This window comes from Chitinophaga sp. GbtcB8 (assembly GCF_019091455.1).
Taxonomy (GTDB): Bacteria; Bacteroidota; Bacteroidia; order Chitinophagales; family Chitinophagaceae; genus Chitinophaga.
This window is the reverse complement of the sequence record NZ_JAGXJN010000003.1, coordinates 276,303-288,621: the sequence shown is the minus strand read 5'-3', so window position 1 is coordinate 288,621 and position 12,319 is coordinate 276,303. Positions and strand designations below refer to the sequence as shown.

The following is a 12,319-nucleotide window of genomic DNA, read 5'->3' as shown; positions in this document are numbered from 1 at the left end:
TTCGTAATTTTCGCAATTTTATGCGTCAACTTTCTGCCGGTTTTCTTTTTGCTGTGTTATGGGCTTCCGCTGCAGTGGCTACTAAATTTGGTATCCGGGATGCAGATCCGTTAATATTGGCAAACGTACGTTTTCTGATAGCCGGCCTGCTTATGTTATGCTATGTGTATGTATTGCGCAGAGATAAACAATATGCCTTACCTAAAGGAGCAGAATGGGGGCATCTGATCATTTTTTCCCTCATGAACACCACTATTTACCTGGGTTGTTTTGTATTATCTATGAAAAAAGTATCGGCTGGCATTGGCAGCCTGTCTACCGCTACCAGCCCGCTTTTCATTATGCTCATTTCCGCTATCTGGGTAAAAAGAAAGATGCGCTGGTACGAGATCATAGGCGTTATTCTGGGATTGGCCGGCGTAGGGCTGGCCACCTATCCCCTGCTGCAGGACAGCCATGCCTCCCTTGACGGTTTAGCTATTTTGCTGTTTGGAATGGTATCGGTATCGGTTGCTACGGTGTATTATAGCCGGGTACAATGGAAGCTCCCCAACATTGTAATTAACGGGTGGCAGGTATTGCTGGGTGGTTTATTATTATTACCATTTACCGGGTTTGCGGCACATTTCAGCACTACCCGTTTAACGCTTACCTTCTGGGCAGCTGTATTCTGGCTGATTATACCGGTATCTATTACTGCCTTACAGCTATGGTTCTACCTGGTGAAACAGGATGCGGTAAAAGCTTCTTTCTGGTTATTCCTGTGTCCCATTTTCGGTTTCATATATTCTTCCCTGTTATTAAATGAACCTATTACTGCTTACACCTTTATAGGTACAGGATTTGTGATAGGCGGTTTGTACCTGGCACAAAGAGAAAAATTTACCCGTAAAGCTTAATAGACCAGCAGCTCCCGGATGGCGGCTTCCACTTTTTCAGGTGTGGGCAGCATAGCGCTTTCCAGCGTTGTATTAATGGGAATAGCCGGGAGGTTAAGTGCGCCCAGCGTAAACACCGGCGCATCCAGCTTACGAAAACAATTTTGCTGTATACGGGCGGCCAGCGCCTGCGCAAACGAGTTATTCAATTGCTCTTCCGTAAGCACCAGGCATTTCCCGTGTTTATTCACGGTGTCAAATACCAGGGCTTCATCCAGCGGGTATAAGGTGCGCAGGTCAATGATCTCAACGTTACCGGGAAATGCTTTGGCAGCGGCTTGTGCCCAATAAACACCCATGCCATAGGTAATGATGCAAAGGCTGTTGCCCTGCTGCACATCTTTAGGGTGGGCCTGTAGTGCTACCCTGCCTTTGCCCAGCGGTATCATATAATCCTTATCCGGCTCTATGGTCATAGCATCCTGGGTACCAGGCACTTTGCTCCAGTACAGCCCCTTATGTTCCAGCATTACCACGGGGTTAGTATCCAGGAAAGCCGCCTTCATGAGGCCTTTCATATCGGCGCCATTAGAGGGATACACCACTTTAATACCTTTAATGCTCAGCAAAGTGGTTTCTATGCTGCCGGAATGGTAAGGCCCGCCACCGCCATAGGCGCCAATGGGCACGCGGATCAGTGTTTGCACGGGAAACTTACCGGCGCTTAAATAACAGGATTTGGATATTTCCGTAACCAGCTGGTTAAAACCGGGATAGATGTAATCAGCAAACTGCACTTCCACAATAGGTTTTACCCCTACTGCTGAAAGCCCTGCAGTAGCGCCAATAATATAGGCTTCCTGTATGGCCGTGTTATATACGCGGTGATCTCCAAACTTTTCTGCCAGGGTAGCTGCTTCACGAAACACGCCTCCCAGGCGGCGGCCTACATCCTGTCCGTAAAAAATAGCTTCCGGGTATTGCTCTAATATTTCTTCTACTGCATGCAGGGCAGCATCTACCATCATCACCTTGCTGCCACTTGTTGGAGTACGTGTGCCCTTTTCCGTTGTTACGGCAGCAGGTGCAAACACATGCTCCTGCACCGTTTGCGGGTCCGGTGCTGCAGCTTCTACGGCTATTTCAAAAGCAGCGGCAATAGTATGTGCTGTTTCATCATCAATGGCGGCCAGCGTGGTTTCTTTAATACCTTTTTCCAGCAGCAGCTGCCGTAGTTGAGGCAAGGGATCACGGCGGTCATGGGCAGCCAGGTCCTCTGCGGATCTATACCATTCTTTGCGTACACCGGAGGTATGGTGGCCCAGCAAAGGCACGCTGGCCTGTACCAGTATGGGTTTTCTTTCTGTGCGTACATAATGAATGGCGGCTTCCATGCCCTGGTAACTTTTTTCAAAATCGCTGCCATCTATACGCATACGCTCCAGCCCTTTAAAACCGGCAGCATATTCATATGCATCCATTACGCGGGTTTCCGCTGCAGTGGCGGAAATACCCCATTCATTATCCTGTACCAGGTAAATAATGGGCAGCTGCCATAATACAGCGCATTGCCAGGCTTCGCTTACCTCTCCTTCTGTTACACTGCCATCGCCTAAAGAGCACAATACAACGGGCAGCTCCCCATCCGGGCCTCTGCGTAAAACATCGGAATTTGTTTTTTCCAGGTAGCTGATACCCTGGGCCATACCGGTGGCGGGTATTACCTGCATACCGGTGGCGCTGCTCTGGTGAGGTATCAGCGGCCGGTCATCCCGCCGGCTGCTGGGATGGCAGTAATAAGAGCGCCCGGCAGAAAAAGGATCATCTGCTTTTGCCAGTAATTGCATCATGAGCTCCTCAGGAGAAAAATCCATAGCCAGCAGCAGGCTATCGTCGCGGTAATAGGGACTGGCATAGTCCCATGGCTGCAATTGCAGGCCGGTGGCTATTTGTATGGCTTCGTGACCGCCGGAGGTGGAGTGTACATACTTGCAGGTGGAGCGGTTAGCTTCATAAGTGGCGGCCATGTGGCGGGCCAGGCGCATTAAGCGGTAGGCCTTCAATAATAAAGCTTCCTGGTTGCCGGAGCACTCCTGCCCATTGGCAGGGGTTTTTAAAGTTGGAACGCTTGTATTATCTTTAAACATGTAAAATTGTTTTGGTGTAAGCTATTCCCTGGAAAATAATAGTTGCTATACCAACTATTGCTATTGCAAATTACTGAATATGCCCGATACTTACGTCAGTAATCCATCTTTTTTTAAGCTGGATGCTACTTTGAAAAAGATCCGCAACTATTGGCAAAAGAGCTTTGATGCCCAGCAAAAAGATTTGACTGTGGACCAATGGTTATTGCTGGAGAACCTGTACAAGCATAAAAAGATCACCCATAATGAGCTGGCCCGTTTAACCTCAAAGGATATTACGACGGTATCGCGTATAATAGAGCTGATGGTAAAAAAGGACCTGGTGCAGCGGGAAGGCGCCACCAGTGACCGGCGCAAGGTGTTTTTACAGCTTACCACTGCCGGTATTGAAAAGTATAAGGATGTGCGTCCCCTGGTACTGGAAATGCGTAAAACGGGATGGAAGGATCTGACTGAAAAGGATTATATGGAATTAACCAGGATACTGGATGTTATTTACAGCAATATACCCTGACGATGTGCGAATGTGAAGATATGCAGATGTGCGAATGAGCGGCAGTTTTGCTGCATTCCATTTGCACATCTGCATATTTGCATATCTGCAAATTGACACATTATTTCACCATAAACTCCAGCAGGCTGTCGTTCTCAATAAAGGCTTCCAGGTTGTCCCCAATTTCTACGGGCCCTACTCCTACCGGTGTGCCGGTAAAGATGAGATCCCCGATGTTGAGGGTAAAGAATTTTGAAATGTAGGCTAACAGGAAATCAAATGTAAAGATCAGGTGCTTGGTGTTACCCTGCTGCACGATCTCTTTGTTTTTGTACAGGCAAAAGTTAATATCCTTTTTATCTGTTTCAGGAGTAAGAGGGATGAACTTACCTACTACAGCGGAGTTATCAAACGATTTGGCGATCTCCCAGGGCAGGCCTTTTGTTTTCTGCTTATCCTGCAGGTCGCGGGCGGTAAAGTCAATACCTACGGATATTTCATTATAATATTTATCGGCAAATTTTTCCTGTATGTGCTTACCGTTCTTGCATACACGCAGCACCAGCTCACATTCATAGTGGAGATTATCCGTAAAATCAGGATAATAAAAAGGGTGGTTATTCTGTAACAATGCGTTTTTGGGCTTCATAAACAACACCGGCTCTGTTGGCACCTCATTATTGAGTTCTTTGGCGTGTTCAGCATAGTTTCGTCCAACGCAAATAATCTTCATAATGCGTATTTTTAAAGGTTAAATAATATGGCCTCTGCTGCCGTTACTACCCGGCAGAAGGGAAAGTCAGATTATTACAAGTATTCATAGTTCTTTCAATGCCAATGGCAGCAAAGCTTTCAATGATCTCTACTGATTTTTCGATCTTCTGTTGCACCAGCGGCTCCTCTTTCTGCTCCCATTTGCCCAATACATAATCCACCTGCTGGCCTTTCGGAAAATTATTACCGATGCCAAAACGCAGGCGCGGATATTGATTGGTGCCTAACAGCTCCTGGATGCTCTTTAACCCGTTGTGCCCGGCATCACTACCACCGGGGCGCAGGCGTAATACTTCCAATGGCAAGGCCAGCTCATCCATTATAACCAATAAATTTTCTACCGGGATCTTTTCCTTATCGATCCAGTACTTCACAGCTTTACCACTCAGGTTCATAAAAGTGGTGGGTTTTATAACCACAAAGGTTTTTCCCTTCCACCGGCATTCTGCCACATCCGCCAAACGGCCATTGGCAAATACGCCGCCATGTTTAGCTACAAAAGCGTCTACAACGTCAAAGCCTATATTATGGCGGGTGTGATTGTATTTATCACCTATGTTACCTAAACCGGCTATTAAGTATTTCATTTAATATACCCGGATATTTCCGGCTGTTTAAATTACAATCAAAAATAGAAATTTAATCTGCATACATCCTATTAACATCCTATTCATCAGGAATGAAAAAAAAGCCCCGGTCTCCGTTGTACCGGGACCGGGGCTTTTGCGGAAATATCTGCAAAAGAAATTATTTCTTCTTAGCGTCTTTTTCAGCGCTGGCTTCGTCCTGACGTAACTGACGGGTCATTACTACAGAAGCGATGGGAATACGGGGAGAGTTCAGTATCTCCAGGTTTTCGTCCTTTACATCTTCTACGCGGATGTTAGCATTCAGATCCAGGTTGTCGATGTTCACTTCAATGTTCTCGCGCAGGTGCTTGGGCAATGCCTTTACTTTCAGCGCTTTCATTTTTACTACCAGTTTACCGCCGGCTTTTACACCTACAGACTGGCCTACCATTTTCAAAGGCAGGGTAGCTACTACTTTCTTGTCTTCTACCAGTTCCAGAAAATCTACGTGTGACAGCTCATCTGTTACTACATCAAACTGTTTGTCTTTCAGGATGCACCTGTAAGTTTTGCCATTCACGTTAATCTGGGCAAACTGGAAATCAGGTGTATATACCAGATCTTTAAAAGCCTTTGCCGGAGCGGAAAAGCTCACGGTATCAGCACCCCCATAAATAACGCAAGGCACTTGCTCCTCAGAACGAAGTTGGCGGGTGGCTTTTTTGCCTAAGTCGCTCCTGAGTTGTCCTTCGATGGTTATTGTTTTCATTTGTTAAACATTTATATAAATTAATAAAACACTTACATTCCTCTCCGCTGGCTATGTACAAACAGGCTGGTAATAGACTTGTTCTCGTACATATTGCGGATGGCCACTGCAAAAAGCTCTGCTACACTGATCACTTTGATCTTTGAACTTTCCTGTTTCAAAGGCATGGTATCACATACCACCAGCTCTTTTAATACAGAATTCTCAATGTTCTCGTATGCCTTGCCGCTTAATACCGGGTGTGTACAGAAAGCCCGCACACTTTTAGCACCTTTTTCTATCAACAGGTTAGCCGCTTTGGTAAGGGTGCCTGCTGTGTCAATAATATCATCTATGAGTACAATGTCCTTATCTGCCACATCTCCTATCACCACCATAGATGCTATTTCATTTGCCCGTTTACGGTGTTTGTCGCAAATCACCATTTCTGCATTGAAATATGACGCTACTTCCCTTACCCGGTTTGTGCTTCCCACATCAGGGGACGCAAAGGTAAGGTTTTCCAGCCTCAAATTCTCAATGTAGGGGATGAAAATTGCGGAGCTGTCCAGGTGATCCACGGGAATATCAAAGAAACCTTGGATCTGGGGTGCATGTAAGTCCATGGTTATCACCCTGTTAGCACCTGCTGAAGTAAGCAGGTTAGCCACCAGTTTGGAGGCAATGGCCACCCTGGGCTTGTCCTTCCTGTCCTGCCGTGCAAAGCCAAAGTAGGGAATTACAGCCGTAATATACCCTGCAGAGGCCCTTTTAGCGGCATCTATCATTAGCAGCAGCTCCATCAGGTTATCTGAGGGAGCATTGGTGCTTTGGATCAGGAAAACATAGTCACCGCGGATACTTTCCATGTACACCGGCTGGAACTCGCCATCGCTGAACTTCTGGATGTGCAACTTACCTATACCATTGCCATTACCCTTGCCATAACGTTTGGCAATTTTCTCGGCTAATGCGGGGTTGCTGTTACCTGTAAAGATTTTAACTGATGGTTGCATGATTGTGGTGGAAAAGAGGTTGCAAAACTATAACTTTTGAAGGGATCTGCCCATTTTTTTTGCCAGGGCCGGGCCATCCTGAGCACTTTTGCGCTTCCTGCCATGGATAGATCCAATGATATCAAGGCTCTCACGGGTTAATTCCGGAGGGCGGATTGTGGAATAAAAGATTTTTTTTACCGGAAGGGAAGAGATAAATTTGGGTATGTATGTGAATGTTAACCCGTTGTACGTCTCCATCAGAGATTGGGCCCCCGACGATCAACCCAGAGAAAAGTTAATGAAAAAAGGTACCAGTGCATTAAGCGATGCAGAGTTACTGGCTATTTTGCTCAATAACGGGCATAAACAAAAATCCGCGATAGCACTGGCGCAGGAAGTATTACAGGCAGCCCGTAATAACCTTAACGAGCTGGGCCGGTTAAATGTACGGCAGCTTAAGAAGCTGAAAGGTATTGGGAACGCCAAAGCCGTTACCATTATAGCAGCTATGGAGCTAAGCCGGCGCAGGCAGGCGGGTTCCATTTTAGAGAAAAAAGTAATATGCCGGGGCGCTGATGCGGCGCTGTTCTTTAAACCGCTTTTAAGCGATTATACCCATGAAGCTTTTTTTGTAGTATACCTGAACCATAACTGCCGGGTGTTACATTACCGCTGCATCAGCAATGGCGGCATGTGCAGCACCATTGTAGATCCTAAACTGATCTTTAAAGAGGCATTGGAGCTAAGCGCTTCCCGGTTGCTTTTATGCCACAACCATCCCTCCGGCAGCCTCTCTCCCAGCTTTGCAGATATAGGGCTTACCCGCAAGCTTAAAGAAGCCGGTAAGCTATTTGACATTGATGTTATGGACCACATCATTGTTTCGGAAGCTGGTTATTACAGTATGGTAGAAGAAGGCACTATGGTATAAAGCACTTTTTACATAGTTAAACTTTTGGATATAATAATTCCCTTTTTCCTTACATTCGCAGATATTTCATTCTAACCCGTATTTCATTCTTATCTGGTATGTTGAAAATTGGAATTTTTGGTGTTGGACATTTAGGGAAGATCCATCTTTCCCAGCTGGTAACTATGAAGGATGTGGAAGTAGTAGGGTTTTATGATCCCAGCAATGCCAACGCTGCCAGCATAGCAGAGCTATACCAGATCCCCCGGTTTACGATTGCTGAAGAACTGATACAGTTGGTAGATGCCATTGATATAGTAGCCCCCACTACCCTGCACTTTAAACTCTGCGAAATAGCCCTGCGCAATGGCAAGCACATTTTTGTAGAGAAACCCATGACCAATACAATGGATGAAGCCAAAACACTGGTGAAGCTGGTGGAAGAGGCTAATGTAAAATTCCAGGTGGGGCATGTGGAGCGTTTTAACCCGGCCTTTCTGGCGCTGAAGAGCTATAACCTGAAGCCCATGTTCATAGAGGTGCACCGCCTGGCTGAGTTTAACCCGCGGGGTACAGATGTAAGCGTGATACTGGATCTGATGATCCACGATATAGATATAGTGCTCAGTATTGTGCAATCCACCATCAGCCGCATTTCTGCCAGTGGTGTAGCAGTGATGAGCGATACGCCGGATATTGCCAATGTACGCATTGAGTTCCATAACGGCTGCGTAGCCAACCTTACCAGCAGCCGCATTTCCCTGAAAAAGATGCGCAAAATGCGCCTGTTCCAGAAGGATGCCTACATTGGTATAGATTTCCTGGATAAAAAAACAGAGATCATTAAGCTGAAAACCCCGGAAGATGAAGGGTTGTTTACACTGGACATTGAAACCAACTCCGGTAAAAAGACCATTGCCATTGATAACCCGGAAGTAAAACAGTCGAACGCTATTCGCATGGAGCTGGAACTATTCCGCGACAGCATTCTGCAAAACAAACCGGTAGCCGTGAATGTAATTGATGGCCTGCAGGCCCTGGATGTGGCTCACCAGATATTGCAGAAGATCAGTAAGAACCAGTCTACTCCTACAAATTGATCTTAGATTTTAGATTTGGGGAGGTTGTTTCCTAATTAAAATTATTGCCTTAACAGCGCCTCTGCAATCACCAGATCCAGCGGGCGGGTAATTTTTATATTGCGCTCTTCCCCGGGTACCAGATGTATAGGGTAGCCCAGCTTTTCCACCACCGTAGCTTCATCTGTAAACAATGGATCATAAGGCAGGGCAAAAGCCGGCAGCAGCTGTTCTGATAAAAAGGTTTGGGGTGTTTGTATGATCTTGAACTGCTCCCGGTTTACGGCCTTATTGCCGGCGGCATTTGTTTCCCGCACACTGTCTTTCATGTCTATTACCGGTATGGCATTGCCATGCAGCAAGGTTTGCTCATAACAGTGATGTACCAACGCAGTTGTTAATAAAGGGCGTACGCCATCATGCACAAATACTACTGCATTATCCGGCACCTGCTGTAATCCATTCTGCACAGAGTGGAAGCGCGTTTCCCCGCCTTTTACCAGCGTAACCGGTGGCGGCGCAGTAAAACTGTTCAATACCTGTTGGGCAGGTGTAAAATGCGCTTCCGGCACTACCAGCACCACCTGCATATCTGTATAGGCGTTAATAAAAGCAGCTATAGTATGGTATAACACCGGCTTGCCTGCCAGCTCCAGGAACTGTTTGGGAACAGCAGCACCCATGCGGGTACCGGAGCCGCCTGCTACTATAATGGCAATTTTTTTGCGCTGCTGCATAGTTCTAAAACAGGTATGAATGTAAAAAATTACACGAATCCGCGGAGGTAAAACCTGCACAAATTCGTGTAATCATCTTTAAAGCTAAATATTCAACTGCTTACAGGATCAGCATGGCATCGCCATACCTGAAGAAGCGGTATTTCTCTTTAATTGCCTGCTGGTAAGCTTCCATGATCAGATCGTACCCTGCAAAGGCACATACCATGATCAACAGGCTGGTTTTAGGCAGGTGAAAGTTGGTCACCAGCGCATTGGGAATAGAAAAATCGTAGGGCGGGTGAATGAAGGTATTGGTCCAGCCTTCAGCTGCCTTTAAGTGATTTTGCGCGGTTACGGAAGATTCTACAGCCCTTACGGTAGTGGTACCAATGGCGCAGATCTTACGGTTTTCGTCCTTGGCTTTGTTCACGATCTTTACGGCGTATTCTTCAATATGGAAATACTCTGCATCCATTTTATGTTTGCTGAGGTCTTCCACTTCAATAGGCCGGAAAGTACCTAAACCGGTGTGCAGCGTTACTTCTGCAAACTTCACCCCTTTAATTTCCAGGCGTTTGATCAGCTCACGGCTAAAGTGTAAACCTGCGGTAGGAGCAGCAACGGCACCTTCGTATTTTGCATATACGGTTTGGTAACGCTCTTTGTCCTCATCTTCAGGTTTACGTTTGATGTATTTAGGCAGGGGCGTTTCACCCAGGGTGTCCAGCACCGCCTTAAACTCATCATCATTACCTTCAAATAAAAAGCGGATGGTACGGCCCCTGGAAGTAGTGTTATCAATAACTTCTGCTACCAGTGATTCATCGTCTCCAAAATACAGCTTGTTACCTACACGTATTTTACGGGCAGGGTCTACGATCACATCCCACAAGCGGTTCTGCTTGTTCAGCTCACGTAATAGGAATACTTCTATTTTGGCGCCGGTTTTTTCTTTACGGCCATACAAACGTGCAGGGAATACCTTGGTGTTGTTCACCACCATCACATCCTTATCGTTGAAATAACCGATAATGTCCCTGAAAACTTTGTGCTCAATTTTCCCGGTGGCACGGTTGACCACCATTAAACGGGATTCATCTCTTGATTTGGAAGGGTGCTGCGCGATCAGATTTAAAGGAAGATCGAACTTGAATTGCGATAATTTCATATTACGGTATGAATGAATTTAAAGGTTGCAAAGGTATTAATAAGTGTCAAGGATACCAAAAAAACATTCTCAAAATTGTAAAACAACCATTTATGCATAAATGTTTTTAGGAATGGCGGCAATCAGCTGTTTTGTATAGGCACTTTCCGGATGATCATACACCTGCCCTGCCGGACCGCTTTCCACAATTTTACCTTTGTTCATCACCATCATCCGGTCACTCATAAACCGTACCACGGATAGGTCGTGGGAGATGAAGATATATGTAAAACCATATTCTTTCCGCAGGCTGATCAGCAAATTCAGCACCTGGGCCTGTATGCTTACATCCAGGGCGGCTACAGATTCATCGCAGATAATAAAGGATGGATGCAGGGCCAGTGCCCGGGCAATGACCACACGTTGACGCTGCCCGCCGGAGAACTCATGCGGGTAACGGTAAAAATGTTCGGGGTGCAGGTTCACCTTTTCCAGCAATTCCAGCACTTTTTGTTTACGGTCCCGCTCCTGCCCGTACAATCCATGCACCAGCATAGGCTCCATAATGGCCTGCCCAATGGTAAGGCGTGGGTTCAGGGAAGAGTATGGATCCTGGAAAATGATCTGCATATCCTTACGGAGATCGCGCATGTCTGCGGCAGATAAGGTGGTAAGCTCTTTCCCTTTGTAAATAATACTGCCGCCGGTTGGTTCTGCCAGGCGGAGCAAAGTTCTGCCCAGGGTAGTTTTACCACAGCCGGATTCCCCAACCAGTCCCATTGTTTCACCCTGCCGCACGGTAAAGCTTACATCGTCCACCGCCTTCACCCAGCCCTTTACCTTGCCCAAAAGGCTGCGTTGGGCAGGGAACCAGGTTTGCAGGTTAGTTACCTCTAAAAAAGGCGGGCTTTGCTGCAGCTGCTGTTCCCGTGCCATAAGCCGGGATTGCGGTATTTCCAGGTTATATACAAGTTCCTTTACGGCGTAGTTCTTTTCATGGATGTTCCCCGTTGCATCTACCTCCATAAAATCTGCTGTAACGGGCAGCCGGTACAGTTGTTTATCCAATGGCGGGCGGCATGCCAGCAATCCTTTGGTATAAGGGTGCTGCGGGTTACGGAAAATGTCCTGCACGGGGCCTTGCTCTACAATGCTGCCTTTATACATTACCACCACCTCATTGGCTATTTCGGCAATCACACCCAGGTCGTGGGTAATAAATACGATGCTCATACCCGTTTGCTGCTGCAATTCTTTCAACAGCTCCAGGATGGCTTTTTGCACGGTTACATCTAACGCGGTGGTAGGTTCAACTGCAATTAAGAGCCGGGGCTGACAGCTGATGGCCATTGCTATCATAGCCCGCTGCTTTTGCCCGCCGGACAATTCATGCGGGTAGCGGTGCAATAGCTGCTCCGGGTTAGGGAGCTTTACCTGGCGAAATAAAGCAATGGTTTGCTGTTTGGCCTCTTTATAAGATACTTTTTTATGCAGTCGGATGGCTTCTGAAACCTGGGCGCCGCAGGTGTGCAGCGGATTCAGGGAGGTCATAGGCTCCTGGAAGATCATGGCTATTTCATTACCGCGCCGGGTACGCATGTCTGCCGGGGAGAGTTGTAATAAGTTTACAGGGGCTTGTGCAGGTGCGTGGTAAAGAATATTACCCGCTGTTATTTTGCCGGGTGATTGTACCAGGCGCATCAGGGATAAAGCTGTTACCGATTTCCCGGAGCCAGATTCACCCACAATGCCTAAGATACCACCCCGGGGAATGTCCAGGGAGATGTTGTTCACTGCCTTTACGGCATCCTGTTCTACTGCAAATGTTACGGTGAGGTTCTGAATAGACACCAGCAT

General features: G+C 46.8%; 12 protein-coding genes. 4 read left to right on the top strand and 8 right to left on the bottom strand.

Going from position 1 to position 12,319, the window contains the following annotated elements; genetic code table 11:
- Nucleotides 1–20: 20 nt before the first annotated feature.
- Entirely contained in the window at nt 21–899 is an 879-nt protein-coding gene (locus tag KVT36_RS06405) for a DMT family transporter (protein ID WP_217602669.1), read from the top strand.
- Here KVT36_RS06405 and KVT36_RS06400 read toward each other — a convergent pair.
- Nucleotides 896–3,025 carry a thiamine pyrophosphate-dependent enzyme gene (locus KVT36_RS06400; RefSeq protein WP_254639865.1) on the bottom strand — a complete coding sequence of 710 codons (2,130 nt, stop codon included), beginning with the start codon at nt 3,023–3,025 and terminating at the stop codon, nt 896–898. The genes KVT36_RS06405 and KVT36_RS06400 overlap by 4 nt on opposite strands.
- A 79-nt stretch (nt 3,026–3,104) precedes the next feature.
- Between KVT36_RS06400 and KVT36_RS06395 the strand changes: the two genes are divergently transcribed.
- A complete protein-coding gene (locus KVT36_RS06395) occupies nt 3,105–3,539 on the top strand; it encodes a MarR family winged helix-turn-helix transcriptional regulator (protein WP_217602668.1) in 435 nt (144 codons plus the stop codon).
- A gap of 100 nt (nt 3,540–3,639) precedes the next feature.
- Here KVT36_RS06395 and KVT36_RS06390 read toward each other — a convergent pair whose 3' ends face one another.
- From KVT36_RS06390 to KVT36_RS06375, 4 genes are all read right to left on the bottom strand, one after another.
- Nucleotides 3,640–4,251, bottom strand: a complete 612-nt coding sequence (locus tag KVT36_RS06390) for a fumarylacetoacetate hydrolase family protein (protein ID WP_089918243.1) — start codon at nt 4,249–4,251, stop codon at nt 3,640–3,642.
- A gap of 46 nt (nt 4,252–4,297) precedes the next feature.
- A complete protein-coding gene (pth, locus tag KVT36_RS06385; RefSeq protein ID WP_217602667.1) occupies nt 4,298–4,879 on the bottom strand; it encodes an aminoacyl-tRNA hydrolase in 582 nt (193 codons plus the stop codon).
- A 160-nt stretch (nt 4,880–5,039) separates the two neighbouring features.
- On the bottom strand, nt 5,040–5,630 hold the full coding sequence (locus KVT36_RS06380; protein WP_217602666.1) for a 50S ribosomal protein L25: 591 nt from the start codon (nt 5,628–5,630) through the stop codon (nt 5,040–5,042).
- A gap of 32 nt (nt 5,631–5,662) precedes the next feature.
- Complete coding sequence (locus tag KVT36_RS06375; protein WP_217602665.1) at nt 5,663–6,625, bottom strand: ribose-phosphate pyrophosphokinase; 963 nt, start codon at nt 6,623–6,625, stop codon at nt 5,663–5,665.
- Between the two features lie 205 nt (nt 6,626–6,830).
- On the opposite strand from KVT36_RS06375, the gene radC reads away from it, so the two are divergent.
- Both radC and KVT36_RS06365 read left to right on the top strand, forming a co-directional pair.
- Nucleotides 6,831–7,538 (top strand): DNA repair protein RadC, encoded by a 708-nt coding sequence (gene radC, locus KVT36_RS06370; protein WP_217602664.1) that lies wholly within the window; start codon nt 6,831–6,833, stop codon nt 7,536–7,538.
- Nucleotides 7,539–7,636: 98 nt separating this feature from the next.
- Nucleotides 7,637–8,617: a Gfo/Idh/MocA family protein gene (locus KVT36_RS06365; RefSeq protein WP_217602663.1), complete on the top strand. Its 981-nt coding sequence runs from the start codon at nt 7,637–7,639 to the stop codon at nt 8,615–8,617.
- A gap of 41 nt (nt 8,618–8,658) precedes the next feature.
- Here the strand turns inward: KVT36_RS06365 and KVT36_RS06360 are convergent, their stop codons facing one another.
- From KVT36_RS06360 to KVT36_RS06350, 3 genes are all read right to left on the bottom strand, one after another.
- Nucleotides 8,659–9,333: a 2-C-methyl-D-erythritol 4-phosphate cytidylyltransferase gene (locus KVT36_RS06360; RefSeq protein ID WP_217602662.1), complete on the bottom strand. Its 675-nt coding sequence runs from the start codon at nt 9,331–9,333 to the stop codon at nt 8,659–8,661.
- 100 nt (nt 9,334–9,433) lie between these two features.
- Nucleotides 9,434–10,483, bottom strand: a complete 1,050-nt coding sequence (gene queA / locus KVT36_RS06355; RefSeq protein WP_217602661.1) for a tRNA preQ1(34) S-adenosylmethionine ribosyltransferase-isomerase QueA — start codon at nt 10,481–10,483, stop codon at nt 9,434–9,436.
- Nucleotides 10,484–10,573: 90 nt separating this feature from the next.
- Nucleotides 10,574–12,319 (bottom strand): ABC transporter ATP-binding protein, encoded by a 1,746-nt coding sequence (locus tag KVT36_RS06350; protein WP_217602660.1) that lies wholly within the window; start codon nt 12,317–12,319, stop codon nt 10,574–10,576.

Excerpts from the sequence above, each read along its gene's own strand:
- KVT36_RS06405 (WP_217602669.1), top strand. The coding sequence starts at position 21 with ATGCGTCAACTTTCTGCCGGTTTTCTTTTTGCTGTGTTATGGGCTTCC.
- KVT36_RS06400 (WP_254639865.1), bottom strand. The coding sequence starts at position 3,025 with ATGTTTAAAGATAATACAAGCGTTCCAACTTTAAAAACCCCTGCCAAT.
- KVT36_RS06395 (WP_217602668.1), top strand. The coding sequence starts at position 3,105 with ATGCCCGATACTTACGTCAGTAATCCATCTTTTTTTAAGCTGGATGCT.
- KVT36_RS06390 (WP_089918243.1), bottom strand. The coding sequence starts at position 4,251 with ATGAAGATTATTTGCGTTGGACGAAACTATGCTGAACACGCCAAAGAA.
- pth (WP_217602667.1), bottom strand. The coding sequence starts at position 4,879 with ATGAAATACTTAATAGCCGGTTTAGGTAACATAGGTGATAAATACAAT.
- KVT36_RS06380 (WP_217602666.1), bottom strand. The coding sequence starts at position 5,630 with ATGAAAACAATAACCATCGAAGGACAACTCAGGAGCGACTTAGGCAAA.
- KVT36_RS06375 (WP_217602665.1), bottom strand. The coding sequence starts at position 6,625 with ATGCAACCATCAGTTAAAATCTTTACAGGTAACAGCAACCCCGCATTA.
- radC (WP_217602664.1), top strand. The coding sequence starts at position 6,831 with ATGTATGTGAATGTTAACCCGTTGTACGTCTCCATCAGAGATTGGGCC.
- KVT36_RS06365 (WP_217602663.1), top strand. The coding sequence starts at position 7,637 with ATGTTGAAAATTGGAATTTTTGGTGTTGGACATTTAGGGAAGATCCAT.
- KVT36_RS06360 (WP_217602662.1), bottom strand. The coding sequence starts at position 9,333 with ATGCAGCAGCGCAAAAAAATTGCCATTATAGTAGCAGGCGGCTCCGGT.
- queA (WP_217602661.1), bottom strand. The coding sequence starts at position 10,483 with ATGAAATTATCGCAATTCAAGTTCGATCTTCCTTTAAATCTGATCGCG.
- KVT36_RS06350 (WP_217602660.1), bottom strand. The coding sequence starts at position 12,319 with ATGCTGGTGTCTATTCAGAACCTCACCGTAACATTTGCAGTAGAACAG.